The organism is Phaeodactylibacter xiamenensis, assembly GCF_965229835.1.
Taxonomy (GTDB): Bacteria; Bacteroidota; Bacteroidia; order Chitinophagales; family Saprospiraceae; genus Phaeodactylibacter; species Phaeodactylibacter xiamenensis.
Window position 1 is genome coordinate 4,650,415 of sequence record NZ_OZ245931.1, and the last position, 15,321, is coordinate 4,665,735.

A 15,321-nucleotide genomic window follows, 5' to 3' on the forward strand; every position below is an offset into this window, starting at 1 on the left:
CAGATGGATAAATTCGCGGTAGGAAGAAGAATAGGGATACTCATTTCCTGCACCCTATTTTGCTGGGGAGTAGTCGGTGCCCAAAGCAAGGTTGAGGTGAGGGGTACTGTATTGGAGAAAGCTACAAATCAGCCCATTGAGTTCGCTACCGTGATGCTTCAGGACCAACAAAGCAAAGCCGCACTGAGCGGGGCCACTACCGGTGCTGATGGTACCTTTCTGCTGTCGGCAGAGGCAACGGATTTCACCGTGAAGGTCAGCTTTATTGGCTACGCTGCCCGGGAGTTTGCAGACCTTACGGCACAGAACGGGCAGGTCGACCTGGGCAATATCTACCTCTCTGCCGAAGGGCAAACCCTGGATGAGGTACTGGTGCGTGCGGAGCGTTCCCAAACAGAATTCAAGCTCGACAAGCGTGTGTTTAATGTCGGCAAAGACCTCAGCAGTACGGGAGCGAGTGCGCTGGAAGTGCTGAATAACGTGCCCTCCGTGAATGTCAGTATAGAGGGGGAGGTTAGTTTGCGGGGCAGTGCCGGGGTGCAGATTCTTATTAATGGCAAGCCTTCGGTGCTCGCCAGTGAGCAGGGCAATGCGCTGGGTACGCTTACGGCCGAAATGATTGAAAGCATAGAGGTGATCACGAACCCATCGGCTAAGTATGAAGCGGAAGGTACCTCAGGTATCATTAATATCATTCTCAAAAAAGATGAACGCAAAGGCCTCAATGGTTCCGTAACAGTCAACACCGGTACCCCCCACAACCACAGCGTGGGGCTGAGCCTCAACCGCCGTACAGAGAAGTTCAACCTGTTTAGCCAATTGGGGGTGGGCTACCGGGAGCTGCCCAGAGACCGGGAGGTCATTAACCGGGATCTTGTGAGCGGAACAGAGGTGCGCAGTGAAGGGCGGGAATACCGCAATGAGCAGTTTTATAATGTCATCCTGGGTACAGACTATTACATCAACGACCTGAATGTGATTACCCTTTCCGGTAATTTTGCCTATGAAATTGAAGACCAGCCTTCCCGCACTGATTTCCGGTTCTTTGATGAAAACGGCTTATTGGCCAATGAGTGGTACCGGGAGGAAGTGACGGAAGCGACCAACCCCAAGTGGAACTACGAGCTGCAGTATAAAAAAGACTTTGAAGACAACGAAGACCATGTGCTGCTTTTCAGTGCTATGGGCAATTTTTTTGGTAAAGATCAGTCCTCCGAATTTACCAATACCTCCCTGCTTGACGGGGAAGCCTTTGGCGATCAGCTCACCCGGACTAATTTTCAGGAAGCCGAGTACACCTTCAAGCTGGACTACACCAGGCCATTTTCCGATAAGCTGACCCTGGAGACGGGCGCTATGTACGTGGTCAATGATGTAAGCAACGATTTTGCGGTGAGCAACCTGGAGGGTGTCGACTTTGTGGTGGATTCCAGCCTTACCAATATCTTTGAGTACAGTCAGGATGTACTGGGCGTGTACACCACCGGGGCTTACGAAGGCGAACAGTGGGGCATCAAGCTGGGCATGCGTGTGGAGCATACCGATCTGAAAACGCTGCTGGCCACCACTGGCGAATCCAATAATCAGAATTTTGCCAATCTTTTCCCTTCCCTGCACACCTCTTACAAACTCAGTGACCGGGTGTCCGTTCAGGGGGGGTACTCCCGGCGGATTTTCCGGCCAAGGCTGTGGGATCTCAATCCTTTCTTCAATATCCGCAACAACTTCAGTGTACGTACCGGCAATCCTAATCTGCTGCCGGAGTACACCGATTCCTATGAGGTGTCGAGCATCTATCTTTTGGGGCCACTGTCCATGAACTTTAGCGTTTACTATCGGTATACCGAAGCGGTAGTCGAGCGGATCTCCGTCTTTGAGAACAACGTCAACATCACCATGCCCATGAACATCGGTACCAACCGAACCACCGGGCTGGAATTTAATGCCAAGTACAGCCCGAAGCCCTGGCTGACACTCAACGGTGACTTCAACTACAACTACTTCAACCGGCAGGGCGAGCTGGAAGCTACCTCTTTCGACTTTACGGGCGATCAGTGGTCCGGCAAGCTGACCACTAAGTTTAAACTGCCTGCTCAGATTGACTTTGAAGTGACGGGTCAGTACGAATCAAGGGTGCAAACGGTCCAAAGCCTGGTTTCCGAAAACTACTTCCTGGATCTGGGGCTGCGCAAAAAACTGATGAAGGGCAGGGGCGTGATCAACCTGAGCGTACGCGATGTTTTCGCCACACGGATCCGGGAAAGTGTCGTGCAGCAACCTGCATTCTACCTGTATAGCTTCGGACAGCGCGGGCGGTTCATCACTCTGGGCTTCAGCTACGGCTTTGGCAAAGGAGAGGCGATGGAGTTTTCTGGGCAGAAGCGGTTTTAACGATTCAGTTGCCTGTTTAAATTACAGAACTGAGCTATTGCTAGACTCTTTACCGAAATCTTTCTATTTTGAAAAGCCTCAACGGAAAATGATTCATGGCTCAGTTACCACGTACTCAGAAAGAACGCCTTGCATACGATGCTACAATGGTTTGGGAAGCAGATTGGGATACCTTTCTTGATCTGCTCGAAGCGGACCCTTACCCAATGCAATATGACAAAGGACAAATTTATTCCTTCCTGGACTATGCTACCTTAAAACATGAAGAGCTCATTCCTTTAATAATTAGCGCTCTCTTTCCATTGTTGGAGCGCAAAAACTATCGAATTTTTGGAAGCAATTTGCCGCTCTCAATACCTGGACCAGGAAAAATATATTTTAATGCCGACTGTACCGTTGTGAAAGGGCCTTCAGAGCACATACCACTAAGAGGTGAAATGAAAGCCATCACCAATCCGGTAATGCTGGTGGAGGTACTGTCCGAAAGTACCTATGATTTTGACCTCGGGCAAAAATTCCAGCGTTACAAAACCATACCCTCCCTTCAACAGGTGCTTTATATTGATAGCCAGTCGCCATCGGTGATCAGCTACCGCCGGAAGGATCAGGAGGGCACCTGGCTGATCGAGGAATTTACAGGGCTGGAAGGAGCAGTGCCGGTGCTGGAAGAAGGGACATTCAGTTTGAAGGCGCTATACGAACCGCTGGAGCTGTAAGTACCTGCCATACACCGAACATCTAGTGTGCTGGCCTGTCGCAATCAGCAGAGCTCAACTGATCACTACACCAGGTAACGGTTATAAAAAAACAGCACACTGATGTCACACCAACACCACCATTCCGGCAGCAACCTCCAACTCGCCTTCTTCCTCAACTTGGGCTTTACCGTTCTGGAATTCTTCGGCGGTTTGTACGTCAACAGCGTAGCTATTATCTCCGATGCTATCCACGACTTGGGAGACAGCCTGTCGCTGGGGCTTTCGTGGTACCTTGACCGTAAGTCGAAGCAGGGCGCGAACAGTACTTTTTCTTTCGGGTATGCCCGGTTTTCATTGCTTGGCGCGCTCATCAACTCCCTGGTCCTCATTGCGGGGTCCGTATTTGTCATCCGGGAAGCGGTGCAGCGCTTGTTTGAGCCCGAACTGTCCGATGCTACAGGGATGCTCGTCTTTGCCCTGATCGGCGTGGCGGTGAATGGTTATGCTGCCTGGAAACTCAGTAGCGGTAAATCAATGAATGAGCGCGTGGTGTCCTGGCATTTGCTGGAAGATGTACTGGGCTGGGTCGCCGTTTTGGTCGTCGCCATTATCCTGCAATTTTACCAAACGCCCTATCTGGACCCGGCATTATCATTGTTCATCACCGCCTATATTCTTTGGAATGTCATCCGCCGCCTGCGTGAGACCTTGATGTTGTTTTTGCAAGGCGCGCCCAAAGACGTCAACCTGCAGTCGCTTCAGGATAAATTGTTGTCCATCCCTAATGTCGCTTCCCTGCATCATACCCATATCTGGTCGCTCGACGGGGAGCGGCACGTATTTACCACCCACGTCAAACTGGAGGAAATCCAGGGGCTGGCCACGCTGCTCCGTATCAAGCAGCAGATGAAAGCGGCTTTGAAACCTTACGGCTTTGCACACTACACCATTGAAGTGGAGCTGAGTGCGGAGGATTGCGCGCTGGGAGAATACTAGGATGGTTTTCCGAAGAAGTGTTTCCGAGGGAGTTGAAAAGTTTGACTTTTTGCATTAAATTTATGCATAAAGTAAAAATTTATGTGTAAGAGGTTGCTGTACAAATCATTGGAAGACCATCTGGACCACAAACTTATCACGGTGGTCACTGGCATGCGTCGGGTGGGCAAAACCACAGCTGTAAAGTACCTTTTAGAAAAAGTAGCTCATGACAACAAAGCCTATATCGACTTTGAGAAGATAGAGCACCGGCATATATTCATGCAATCCAGCCACAAGGAAGTTCAGATTGAGTCGAAAAGTAATGCCGCCTTTTTTACTATCCACGCACAAACAACCACCGCACACTCCGGTACAAACCGATCCCGATGTACCCCAATATCCCGGGCTTTTGCCGCTCCCGAAGGTTGATCGTAATCGTGGCGTAGGTATCCAAATGATCGATGCGGTTCATCTTGCCCTTGAGTAAGTCGATGGTTTCGTTGAGGCGCTCCAGTTCTTTTTCCACTTTGAGGATTTCATCCACGGTGGCGGCCTGGTCAAGGAGGTCGAGGTAACGGCCACGTGCCTGTTGGGCATTGTCCAGCCGGATTTGGTAATCAAGGTAGGCTTCGGTTACATCCTGCCCGCGTACGCTTTTGCGGTCGAGGCGGCCGAGTTGACTGATGTCATCAATAGCGGCATCAAGCAATTGACTTTCCACCCGGATGATGGACCGGTCGGTGCCGATTTCATTTACATATCCTCCGTAGCGTTTGGCGATCGCCTGAATGTATAAACTGGTGCTGTCTGGGGTTTCGACGGTCAGCGTCAGGTAGGCATCGTACAGGATTTTGCGGTCGTTTTCCTGCTGAGGGCGGACGCTCATCGTATCGCTCATCTGGTAAGCCGCCTTCTGAGACGTACAAGCGGTGCTCAGGGCGAGAATAAGCATAAAGGCATGGCGCAAATAGGGCATAAAGCAGTGGTTTGATCTGCTTTAGTAACGCAAATTCATAGCAATGGCGTACAAGGTGTACTATATTCCTACTTCAACGCCCCCCAGAGCACCTCCACCGGGTGCAGAGCTTCCCGCTTGGTCCCGTCTTTGATTTGATGGCGGCAGCTTGTGCCCGGGGCAGCGATGATATGCTCCCTGGAAGCCTCCCGCACTGCCGGGAAGAGCACCTGTTCCCCAACCGTCATGCTCAGCTCGTAGTGTTCCTTTTCGTACCCAAAGGAACCGGCCATGCCACAGCAACCGGAAGGGATGGTCTCCACCGTATAGTTGCGGGGCAGGTTGAGAATGAATGCTGAGGGTTCGATACCCGCCAGTGCTTTCTGGTGGCAATGCCCGTGGAGCATTACCTGCCGGGATTCTGTAGTGAAAGCGTTATCGTTTAAACGGCCCGCTTCCACTTCCCGCATTAGGAATTCTTCCACCATCAGCGCATTTTCGCCCAGAGCTTTAGCCTCCTCCTGCAAATCCTTGCTGACCAGTTTTGGGTATTCATCCCGGAAGCTGAGAATGGCTGAAGGTTCAATGCCAACTAAAGGTGTTTTGCTGTTGACAAGGTCTTTAAAGATATTAACATTTTCTATGGCAAATTTACGTGCCTCTTCCAGCAGCCCTTTAGACATGTGCGCCCGGCCGCTTTCCCCATGGTTCAAGCAGCGGATTTCGTAGCCCAGCCGGCTGAGCAGCTCCACGGCTTTGATCCCAATGGACGTATCGTTATAGTTGGTGAATTCGTCAATGAACAGGTAGACGGCACCGAGCGGTTGCCCCTGTGGCTTTAGTTTGTCCTCGTGTTTGCGGGCCCACCGGCGCAGGGAGATGTTGTGAACGGTGGGCAGGCTCCGGCCTGGTGCTACGCCGAGGACGCTTTTCGCCAGTCCGCTGAGCACCGGATTGGTCAGCGCAAAATTACTCAGTGCCGGTATACGGATAGCCAGGCTGTTGATGCGCCCAATATTGGCAAAGGCGCGGGATCGCAGGGGCACCCCATTCGCTTTTTGATACTGGTATAAAAACTCCGACTTCAGGGTCGTCATATCCACATTGGAAGGGCACTCTGCTGTACAGCCTTTGCAAGCCAGGCAGAGGTCCATGGCCTGATAGATTTCCGGGTGGTCGAAGGGGTTCTCATGGACGTTCATGGTAAGGAACTCCCGCAGGATATTAGCCCTGCCCCGGGTGGTGTCCTTCTCGTCGCGGGTAGCCCGGTAGCTGGGGCACATGGTGCCGCCGGAGAAGTTTAGCTTACGGCAATCGCCGGAACCATTACAGCGCTCTGCCGCCCGGAGGATGCCACCCGCTTCTGAAAAGTCGTATACGGTATCATGAACGGGCGTAGGCTGCTCTGCTTCATAGCGCAGACTGCTTTTCATCGGCGGAGCATCTACGATTTTGCCGGGGTTGAAAATGCCCTTGGGGTCCCAGGCCTGTTTGATCTGACGCAGGTACTCATAGTTGTACTCGCCGATCATGAGGGGGATAAACTCTGCGCGGACCCGGCCATCGCCATGTTCACCGCTCAGGGAGCCATTGTATTTTTTGACCAGCTCGGCTACCGCTTTAGTGATCTCGTAGAAGAGGCGCTGCCCTTCTGCCGTTTTTAGATCGAGAATGGGGCGGAGGTGGAGCTCGCCCGCACCAGCATGAGCGTAGTACACCGCTTGCTGCCCGAAGTTGGCCATGAGTTGGTCGAACTCTTTGATGTAGGCAGGCAGATCCTTGATATCTACCGCAGTATCCTCAATGCAGGCCACAGGCTTGGCGTCTCCGGGGATGTTGGCCAAAAGCCCAAGCCCTGCTTTGCGCAAATCCCAGGCCTGTTTGGTTTTGGGAGCTTCCACAATGGGATAGGCATAACCCAGCCCGGCATCCTCCAGCGCTGCAATCATTGCCTTGCCCTGATCACGAGCTTCCTCGAAGGTATCGCCACGGAATTCCACCATGAGTATGCCCTCGGGGTCGCCTTCTACGAAGAAGCGGTTTTTCTTTTGCTCGATGTTTTGCTTGGTCAGATCAAGGATGATCTTGTCCATGAGCTCGCAGGCGGAAGGTTGGAATGACATCGCTACAAGGACGGCTTCCAGTGATTCCGGTATGCTGTTGAAGTGGGCGCAAACCACGATTTCCTTTGGCTTTGGCAGCGGGTCTACATGTATCTTGATGGCGGTGGTGAAAGCCAGAGTGCCTTCGGAGCCGCACAGCAACTCACAAAAGTTGAAGGGCCGTCCCGCTTTGTCAAAGGGCTGTTGTTCGATGAGCAGGTCTATGGCGTATCCGGTATTGCGGCGCTCAATGCTCGCCTTGGGGAAAGCTTCCCGGATGGCGGCCTGCCGTTCAGGGACAGAAAGGGTCTGATTCAGATGGCGGTAGATGTCGCCTTTCAGGCCTTCTGCCTCAAGTTTTTGGCGAAAGCCTGCCTCGTCCAGCCCATGAAATACAGCCGTGCTGCCATCACTCAGCACCACTTCGAGTTCCTGCACATGATCGCGGGTAGAGCCATAGACGATAGAGGTGGTACCACAGCTGTTATTGCCCACCATACCCCCGATCATCGCCCGGTTAGCCGTAGAGGTATTGGGGCCGAAGAAGAAGCCGTATTCCTTCAGTACGTGGTTGAGCTCGTCGCGGATGACGCCCGGCTCCACGCGCACCCATCCTTCCTCCGCGTTGATTTCCAGAATGCGGTTCATGTACTTAGATACATCCACTACGATGCCATTGCCTACGCACTGTCCGGCCAGAGAGGTGCCAGCTGCTCTGGGGATGAGGGATGTGCCGTTCTCGTTGGCAAAAGCGACGAGTTTGCGGATATCTTCAGCGTGCATCGGCAGGGCAACGGCCATCGGGAGCTCCCTGTACACTGAGGCATCCGTGGCGTAGAGGTGCCGCATCATCTTATCATAATACAATTCGCCGTCAAGTTGGGCTTGCAGTTGCTGCAGTTGCGCATTCATAGTCGGTGCCAATTTGTGTAGACAACAGTATTATAATCCAAATGGATAATGCTGTAATGTCAGATTCGGGTTGAAATTAGCAACTTTTTCCGAAGCCCAACCAGCCCGGTTACCAAATACCGGGTATTAACCGGCTTGATTGCTTCTGGTAGTCCAGGTAGCGCTGTCCGAACTTACTGACCAGCGCTGTTTCTTCGGCAGTAATCCGAACATAGTAGGCATACAGCATACAGGCGGTGGCGATCAGCAGCCCAAACCAGGACTCCAGTACAACAGCGCCGCCTACAGCAGTCAATAATGCTCCCGTGTAGCTCGGGTGGCGGATGTAACGGAAGGGCCCATGCTGAATTAGTTGGTGCGTTTCCTGAATCTGTACGGTGGCAGTGAAAAAGCGCCCCAGTGTTTGTATGGCCCAAATGCGCAGCCCGGTACCTGCTATAACGATGAGGCCTCCGGTAATTGTCCAGTGCAAGTGCGCGCGGTCCGGGTGGAAATACCCCCATTCCGCAACTGGAATAGCGATAGCTAAGACAGAGAGGGCCAGGATAAACAGTACGCTGTTATTATCGGCGGAACGGTCGCGTTCGGCTTCCTTCGCCTCAAAGCCAGGTTGGGTAAGGAATACGGTGACGGCGGCAAGCATCAGAAATAATATTCTGTAGTCCAGCAGCAATGACGGGCGTAATGCCAGCGGGAGGAAGTAAGCTAAGAGTAAAAAAAGGACGGTGTTTTTGATCTTTCCCATGATTGAAAATTTTAGAAGGTTTAGGCAACAAGACGTTCTTTAGAGGCAGGTACAGACGCATACCAGGCTTTGGTTTCAGGGTGCAACAGCAGGCCGTCGTGCCGCTGCTGAGCCAGTCCCATATCCTGAATTTTTGATTGGAGCGCAGGCCTGATGTCAGAAATTTGCATGCTGAGGATGCTGGCGGCTAAGCCATTGTAGTCATTCTGGCTGCCATCCACAATTTGTCTGAAGCCATACCTTCGGTAGAGGGCGGCATGGCGGGGGTGGCAGGCCAGCATGATGCCGCTGTAGCGGTGATGGTACAGCATACGGGCAATGGCGGCTTCGATAAAGAACTTTGTATAGCCGCCCGAACGAGCCTCGGGGGCGAAAACAAAACGACTGGCCTCTACTATGCCGTTGCGCTCCGGCCGTAGCAGGTTCATGTGTTCACTAATGGTGGATTTTTCCGGACAGTTGCTGAGCAATGGAAGGCCAGGGCCTTCTTCAGGAAGCGGGCACGCTATATCGTAATGGCTGGCTATGGCTTCTATGCGGTCTGAAAATGGACCTGCATGTTCCTGCACCAGCCTGAGGTAGCCAATAGGTTGAGCATTGAAATGCCCTTCCTGAAAGAGCCCGATATGATGAGCGTAATGATCATAAACATCTAGCTCGAAACCGTGTTGATTATCGGTGACGAGGCTGGCGCACTGACTTTCCAGATAGCCCTGGTAACGCAACCGGAATAAGGATTCCAATTCTTTAACGTTACGTGCAGGCCGGAAGGCCAGTCGTTGGGGGGTAATACTCATGGCTAAGAATTTTTTAAAATTCAAGAAAGAGTAAGTAAGCTGTAGAACTCTTAACCATGTGAAGGGTAGGCTAAAGGCTACCCGAATATGTTTTGTGTTTTATTGCCTGCAATCAGAAATCCCGCTTTGCGTCAATTGTATGGTGTGCTTAATGACTTGCTGTTTCCACTTCGCTTCGCCCCGTAATTTGCATACAAAAGCAAAATACTGGCATTAGAAAGGAGCCCCTTTGCCCCTGGTTTTTTGTACAGGCGTCACCTTCGTTTACGACAGGTGTTGCCTTGCGAGTTGGAAAACTGGCTACGGCATAATTTCACAAACCATAAGTTGTTGGGCTGTAATTGCGCGTTCTATTCGTTTGGGAAGATAGTTAGTTAGTGTGGGGCTTAGATAGACAAGCTCTTTGAAAAGCAAAAAAGTAACAAAAGTTGACAGGCATAAATTTGCCTGAAAATGATTTTTGTTTGTTTAAGGAGTAAAAGTAGCTTCATTTGCAACAAAAGTCAAAAACATCGAATGATTTATTCGGGTTATTTACAAAATTAAAATACTGGGTGTGACATCACTCCGGTTTATTACGGATCAAAAACAAGCATGGAGATCAAATTTGTACCTAGGGAGGAAATCGACAAAGTGAAGTGGAACAGCTGCGTTCATTATGCGACCAACGGCAATATTTTCGGGTATATGTGGTACCTGGATCATATTGCTAAAGACTGGGACGCTCTGGTGGAGGGTGATTATGAATCGGTCTTTCCTTTGGTTTGGCGGCTCGGGCGTATTTCCGGAAAGGAATTGCATCAGCCCGCGCTGATACGGGAACTTGGTATCTATTCTATCCATGTTTTGTCAAAACCCCGGGTTGAGCGTTTTCTGGCAGCTATTCCTGAACAGTATCAGCAAATCTCTATTTATCTCAATGAGCAAAACCCTATACCTGATGGGAGTAGGTTCAAAGTAGAAAAGCAGACCAATTACCAGTTATTCCTGAACCGGGCTTATGAAGAAATCACCGATGGCTACAGCCGGCCGCTCATGGAAAAGTTGCAGCTGGCAGAAGACGCAGGGCTGGTGCTGACCTCAAGTATGAAACCTGAACAGATTGCCGGTTTTTATAAAAAGTACCGCCCCCGCCGTCAACAATCGGAAGAGGTATTTCACGGTATGCAGCGGGTTATGTACAACGCTTTGCACCGGGGGTGGGGGTTTGCCTCTTCTGTACTCGACACGGACGCGAATCCACTGGCTGTTAATTTTTTTCTATACAGCCATGGTAAAGTCATAAGCTTCATGCCGGTGGTGTCTCCCGAAGGTGAAGCAGTGGGCGCGCTGCCGCATTTGTTTAATGGTCTGGTGCGGCAACACGCCGGTCGGCCAGTCATTTTGGACTTTAACGTCAGCGGTAATAATCAGATGGCAATTGACTTCGGAGCAAAGACGAATCCCTTTTTCAAAATCCAACTCAATAAGCGCAGGTTCATCTGGTTTTAAAAGGAAGCAGGCGTGCCTGCTTCCTGAAACTGTGCATATTTTCTCCGATAGAAAAAGGAAATTAAGTAAATTCAGGGGATAAAGCAGGATGCTTATCATGTAGAAAAAATGTAAGCTTGCCCAGGCAAAGAGGCTGTTTTAATCCTTTTTTACATTTTCTTCGTTTATCAGTAGCTACTTTAAGCAGATAAAACACTGTTATTATTGAGTCAGGTAATCCGAACGGCTATTATTGATGATCAGGAGTTGCTGCTACAGCAAATGAAAATGCTGTTGGAATTGTCTGCTCACGGCATCCGGTGTACGTTGCTGTCTACATCGGTGGAAGGCTTTTTTGATCAGTTGTTTGAAGAACAACTTGAGCTGGACATTATTCTTCTGGACCTCGATCTTCGTGGCGAGAAGAGCATTGTTCACTTGCCGAAAATCAAACGGCTGACGAAAGATGCTAAAGTTATCATGGTTACGGGGCATGACAACCCTAAGCTGTTGGCTAAAGCTGTGGAAGCCGGAGCGGATGGTTATTTTGTGAAGCGTACTGACCCTCAGCCAGACTTAGCGGAGGTGGTAAAACTTACCTATGCGGGGGGAGCCTTTCTGGAGCCGAGCATTTCTGCCAATCTGCTTAAAGCCTTTCAAAACCGTAAACTTCCACACCATCAGGTTAATATTGGCGAATTGTCCAAAAGCCTGAACATCATCCTGGTCAAGCGGGAAATCGAAGTCTTGGACGGGTTGCTGCAAGAGAAAAGCTATCAGGAAATCGCTGACGATAACCATATTTCCATAAATACCGTCCGTCACTACGTTAAAGGCCTCTATCAAAAGATCGGGGTAAGCAGCCGGCGGGAACTCATCGAGAAAGTAGTCAATTCTTAGCTTTCCTCTTCATACAACGGAAGGGTGACAATGACTGTAGTCCCCTGCCCGGTTTTGCTTTCAAAGGCGAGCTCGCCCGATTGCAGCCCAATCAGCTCTTTGGTGATATTCAGCCCCAGGCCAGTGCCCACTTCCCCGGATGTGCCCACCCGGCTTTCCTGCAGCGTACTTGAAAATACCCGGTTTATGATTTCCTGTTCCATGCCTATACCAGAGTCTTTTACTTCGAGGCAGGCACGTTGGTCCCGCGTGAAGCAACTTACCCGGATGCTGCCGCTCTGATCTGTAAATTTAAGAGCATTGCGGAGGAGGTTTTGCAGGCAAATATTCATGGCATTGAAATCGGCCAGAGCGGTGGGGTCGCCGGAAATATCCAGTGAAAGCTCAATGCCTTTGCGCTCTGCTACAGGTTGTTGTTCCCGGATTAAGCGTTCGAGGAGTGGCCTCAGGCGGACTTTATCTCTCTGGATGACCATCTTGCCACTTTGTAGAGTAGCCCAGCGCGTGAGATTCTCGATAGCACCTTCCATGCGGAGTGCAGCATGGTGTATATTTCGGCTGAGCGCCTCTGCACTATCGTAGTCTTCAGCCCTAATGGTCTGCAAAATTTGCCGGGTTGCGCTGCCAATAAAAAACAGGTTGCCTTTGATTTCATGTCCGATGATGGACATTACTTTGTCCTTCCCTTTATTCAATTGCTCGAGCTCTGTGTTTTGCCTCAGAATGGTCTGCCGGTCCTGATTGATGGTTTGGGTCCGGCGTTCGACTTCCTGGCGCAACCGTTTTTCTGAGTGCCTCAGCTGCCTTAACCTAAATCTGAATACAAGGAAGCCAATCCCTGTGGTACCGAGCGCAATCAGGAGCCAGAAATACCATTTTTCGTAATAGGGTTTCTGTACAAACAGCGGAATGCGCAGCTCTTCAGAGTTATGGGCATAGGTGTTGGTCCGGCCTCGTATGCGCAGCTGATATTCGCCGTATGGCAGGCCGCTAATGACCAGCTCGTTACTGCTCATGGGAATCCAGTTGTCATGCTGCCCATCGATGCGGTAATCATACTGATGGTCCTCAAGCGGGAGGTAGGAAGCCACATGCACTTTTAGATGGCAGGCCATATTGGTTAGGGTGGAAAGCTCAATTTGTTGAGTCTGGGCCCACTCTGCCGTCCGGTCTGTCAGCAAGCCAGTCTCCTTATCCGGCACGCCAAAATAGACGACATTGAGCGAAGCATCCCGCTTCTGGTCTACCAAAATACTGTCCGGGTGGAATACCACAACACCTGCCACCCCTCCCAAGACGAGGCGCCCGTCATCAAGCTGGAGGTGTGAATTGTAGTTGAATTCATTGTCTGGCAATCCACTTTGGCGGGTGAAAGAGCCAAACTCACCAGTAGAAGGCATGAGCCAGATCAGGCCATCATTGGAAGGTACCCAAAGACGGCCGGAGCGGTCGGGGTATACCGCATGGTGGACATCATTTGGCAGGCCTGTACTGTTGCGGTTGTACTTTTTTATAAATTGGCTGGAAGGCGTCCAGCGCCACAGGCCGCTGCCATTTGTCGCCATCCAGCAGGTATCCGGTGAGGCCCAGTAGAGGTAGTTGATGGAAATGGTCGTATCGGCTTCAAAATGATGCTCTACGGTCCGGGTTTCTGTATTTAGGCTGTAAAGCCCCTTGTCGGTAGCCAGCCACAGGCGGTTGTTATGCTCAGTAATGTGCCGTACCGAAGATCTTTCAAGCGCACCGGTTGTATTAATGTCGGTACAAAACCGGTAATGATCGCTTCCTTTTTGGTAGGCTGCAAGCCCGGCTGAGGTGCCCAGCCAAATTTGGCCCGATGGGCTTTCAAACAAAGTGTAGATCGTTAAGAATGACCGGTCCGGAGTAGCCTGGGGGATGATTTGGAAAGCGTCTCCGCTACGGTTGCAAAGTTTAATCCTGGACGAGTGGTTGCTGGCCAGCAGGGTGTCTGCACTCAGCTTGATGGCGTCCAGCCAAACCTCATCTTCGGCTTTCCGAATCCAGAAAATTTCTTCAGTGATAGGGTTGTAGCCTGCCAGACCGGAATAACTACTGAGCAGGACAGTATCTGCGCGGTAGGAAAGAATAGCCCGCATACTGTATAACTCCTCCTCTTCCGTGAGCAGTTTGCGGAAGGGCAGCTTGAAAACCTTGAGGGCAAGTATCTTGGAGTACATGGAAGCGTAGGCGACTCCTGCCTGGTCAAAATAAAGCTCCTGGGGCAGGTTGTTGACGAGAAACCCTCTGGCTTCTTCCGGATAAGCCTTTTTGAATGAGAATGGCTGGCTCGCTGTTTTGTCGAATACCCGCCAGTCATCTGTGCTAACGATGTGCCAGATGCCCTCTTCTTCCTGCCATTTAATACAAATAGCATTTGTGATGTCAACTTTCGTCTCCTTGTTAACAGTCAGGTGGGTCTGAATACCCTGCCCGGGGAGTAGCAGCAGTTGCCTGACCAACTTCCCCCTGTAGCCGATTTCCGGCCAAAAAATGAGGGCATAAACCTGAGGCCCGGCCTTGACGATCCGCAAAGGGGATACCGGAACAGGGTAGGTTGCTGTTACCTGGCCATCCGGGCTGACCCTGGACAGGCGGCCACTGCTTCCTATCCAGAAGGAGCCATCGGTATCGGGGTAGACCGTATTGATCAGTTGTCCGGATAGCGGCATAGGCACTTCGTGGAAGCCAGACTTATCGTACCGGTAAACTTTTCCTTTCTGTGTGCAGATGTAGATGGAGGAACCAGGGCGGCCATCGCTGCAGATATTGATGATGTCGTTGCTTGAAAATGGCAGGCTGTTTTGGTAATGATCCTGGAAATCTTGCTGTCGGCCGTCCGGGGTGACTACCTTTATGGTCAGATTGCCGCACAAATCTACACGTGCTTTCCTCTCAAGCATATAGCTGCCAGCCCATATGGTCCCGTCAGGAGCTTCGAAAAGAAGGTTGTTCAATCGGGCAACAACCGGAGGGTCTTCATCTAAAAAGGCACGAACCCTGTAACCATCATAGCAGTTGAGCTGCTTTTCGGTATAAATCCAGAGCTTTCCGTCAGAACTGATCATACTGGCGTGAGGGTTGTGGCCTTCTATCCCATCGCGGTAACTAATGCGCCCCATCGCACTTTCGAAGCCCTGCCCCAGACCTGTTTTTACCAACAGGAGAAGTATTGCTGCCAGGTAGATTTTGACCCGGTACGCCGTTTGCCTGCTGAACGTGTCTGGTAACAACTCCCGCATGAGTGAATATTAGAGGTTTTTGCCAGGCCGGAACTTCCCCGGAAGATCAATTAAGCTATACATCGCGATCTGGGCATTTCCATAGAAAGGCACCCAGCCTTTACAGCAAAAAA

Annotated in this window: 11 protein-coding genes; 6 read left to right on the forward strand and 5 right to left on the reverse strand. The window is 51.0% G+C overall.

The genetic code is table 11. The features are described from left to right. Positions 1 to 3 precede the first annotated feature (3 nt). The 4 genes from ACO08I_RS17830 (at position 4) to ACO08I_RS17845 (ending at position 4,496) form a co-directional block, all read left to right on the forward strand. Complete coding sequence (locus ACO08I_RS17830; RefSeq protein ID WP_421946655.1) at positions 4 to 2,391, forward strand: TonB-dependent receptor domain-containing protein; 2,388 nt, start codon at positions 4 to 6, stop codon at positions 2,389 to 2,391. 95 nt (positions 2,392 to 2,486) lie between these two features. Beyond that, positions 2,487 to 3,107 (forward strand): Uma2 family endonuclease, encoded by a 621-nt coding sequence (locus ACO08I_RS17835; RefSeq protein ID WP_421946656.1) that lies wholly within the window; start codon positions 2,487 to 2,489, stop codon positions 3,105 to 3,107. Between the two features lie 102 nt (positions 3,108 to 3,209). After that, complete coding sequence (locus ACO08I_RS17840) at positions 3,210 to 4,085, forward strand: cation diffusion facilitator family transporter (protein ID WP_421946657.1); 876 nt, start codon at positions 3,210 to 3,212, stop codon at positions 4,083 to 4,085. An 81-nt stretch (positions 4,086 to 4,166) separates the two neighbouring features. Beyond that, positions 4,167 to 4,496 (forward strand): AAA family ATPase, encoded by a 330-nt coding sequence (locus ACO08I_RS17845; protein ID WP_421946658.1) that lies wholly within the window; start codon positions 4,167 to 4,169, stop codon positions 4,494 to 4,496. Here the strand turns inward: ACO08I_RS17845 and ACO08I_RS17850 are convergent. The 4 genes from ACO08I_RS17850 to ACO08I_RS17865 form a co-directional block, all read right to left on the reverse strand. Then, on the reverse strand, positions 4,405 to 5,043 hold the full coding sequence (locus tag ACO08I_RS17850; protein WP_421946659.1) for a DUF4349 domain-containing protein: 639 nt from the start codon (positions 5,041 to 5,043) through the stop codon (positions 4,405 to 4,407). The two genes, ACO08I_RS17845 and ACO08I_RS17850, sit on opposite strands and share 92 nt — an antisense overlap. Positions 5,044 to 5,111: 68 nt before the next feature. Then, positions 5,112 to 8,036 carry an FAD-binding and (Fe-S)-binding domain-containing protein gene (locus ACO08I_RS17855; RefSeq protein ID WP_421946660.1) on the reverse strand — a complete coding sequence of 975 codons (2,925 nt, stop codon included), beginning with the start codon at positions 8,034 to 8,036 and terminating at the stop codon, positions 5,112 to 5,114. Between the two features lie 109 nt (positions 8,037 to 8,145). Beyond that, positions 8,146 to 8,781, reverse strand: coding sequence for a methyltransferase family protein (locus tag ACO08I_RS17860; protein ID WP_282776414.1), 636 nt, complete (start codon positions 8,779 to 8,781; stop codon positions 8,146 to 8,148). Positions 8,782 to 8,801: 20 nt separating this feature from the next. Continuing rightward, entirely contained in the window at positions 8,802 to 9,578 is a 777-nt protein-coding gene (locus ACO08I_RS17865; RefSeq protein ID WP_421946661.1) for an N-acyl amino acid synthase FeeM domain-containing protein, read from the reverse strand. Between the two features lie 594 nt (positions 9,579 to 10,172). Between ACO08I_RS17865 and ACO08I_RS17870 the strand changes: the two genes are divergently transcribed. Together ACO08I_RS17870 and ACO08I_RS17875 are read left to right on the forward strand one after the other, a co-directional pair. Beyond that, positions 10,173 to 11,069, forward strand: coding sequence for a hypothetical protein (locus ACO08I_RS17870; RefSeq protein ID WP_282776418.1), 897 nt, complete (start codon positions 10,173 to 10,175; stop codon positions 11,067 to 11,069). A gap of 204 nt (positions 11,070 to 11,273) precedes the next feature. Further along, positions 11,274 to 11,948 (forward strand): response regulator, encoded by a 675-nt coding sequence (locus ACO08I_RS17875; protein ID WP_421946662.1) that lies wholly within the window; start codon positions 11,274 to 11,276, stop codon positions 11,946 to 11,948. On the opposite strand, the gene ACO08I_RS17880 is transcribed toward ACO08I_RS17875, so the two are convergent. Next, a complete protein-coding gene (locus ACO08I_RS17880) occupies positions 11,945 to 15,208 on the reverse strand; it encodes an ATP-binding protein (RefSeq protein WP_421946663.1) in 3,264 nt (1,087 codons plus the stop codon). The two genes, ACO08I_RS17875 and ACO08I_RS17880, sit on opposite strands and share 4 nt — an antisense overlap. Between the last annotated feature and the right edge of the window lie 113 nt (positions 15,209 to 15,321).

Coding starts and splice junctions, on each gene's coding strand:
- ACO08I_RS17880 (WP_421946663.1), bottom strand. CDS start 15,208: ATGCGGGAGTTGTTACCAGACACGTTCAGCAGGCAAACGGCGTACCGG.
- ACO08I_RS17850 (WP_421946659.1), bottom strand. CDS start 5,043: ATGCCCTATTTGCGCCATGCCTTTATGCTTATTCTCGCCCTGAGCACC.
- ACO08I_RS17840 (WP_421946657.1), top strand. CDS start 3,210: ATGTCACACCAACACCACCATTCCGGCAGCAACCTCCAACTCGCCTTC.
- ACO08I_RS17865 (WP_421946661.1), bottom strand. CDS start 9,578: ATGAGTATTACCCCCCAACGACTGGCCTTCCGGCCTGCACGTAACGTT.
- ACO08I_RS17860 (WP_282776414.1), bottom strand. CDS start 8,781: ATGGGAAAGATCAAAAACACCGTCCTTTTTTTACTCTTAGCTTACTTC.
- ACO08I_RS17835 (WP_421946656.1), top strand. CDS start 2,487: ATGGCTCAGTTACCACGTACTCAGAAAGAACGCCTTGCATACGATGCT.
- ACO08I_RS17870 (WP_282776418.1), top strand. CDS start 10,173: ATGGAGATCAAATTTGTACCTAGGGAGGAAATCGACAAAGTGAAGTGG.
- ACO08I_RS17845 (WP_421946658.1), top strand. CDS start 4,167: ATGTGTAAGAGGTTGCTGTACAAATCATTGGAAGACCATCTGGACCAC.
- ACO08I_RS17855 (WP_421946660.1), bottom strand. CDS start 8,036: ATGAATGCGCAACTGCAGCAACTGCAAGCCCAACTTGACGGCGAATTG.
- ACO08I_RS17830 (WP_421946655.1), top strand. CDS start 4: ATGGATAAATTCGCGGTAGGAAGAAGAATAGGGATACTCATTTCCTGC.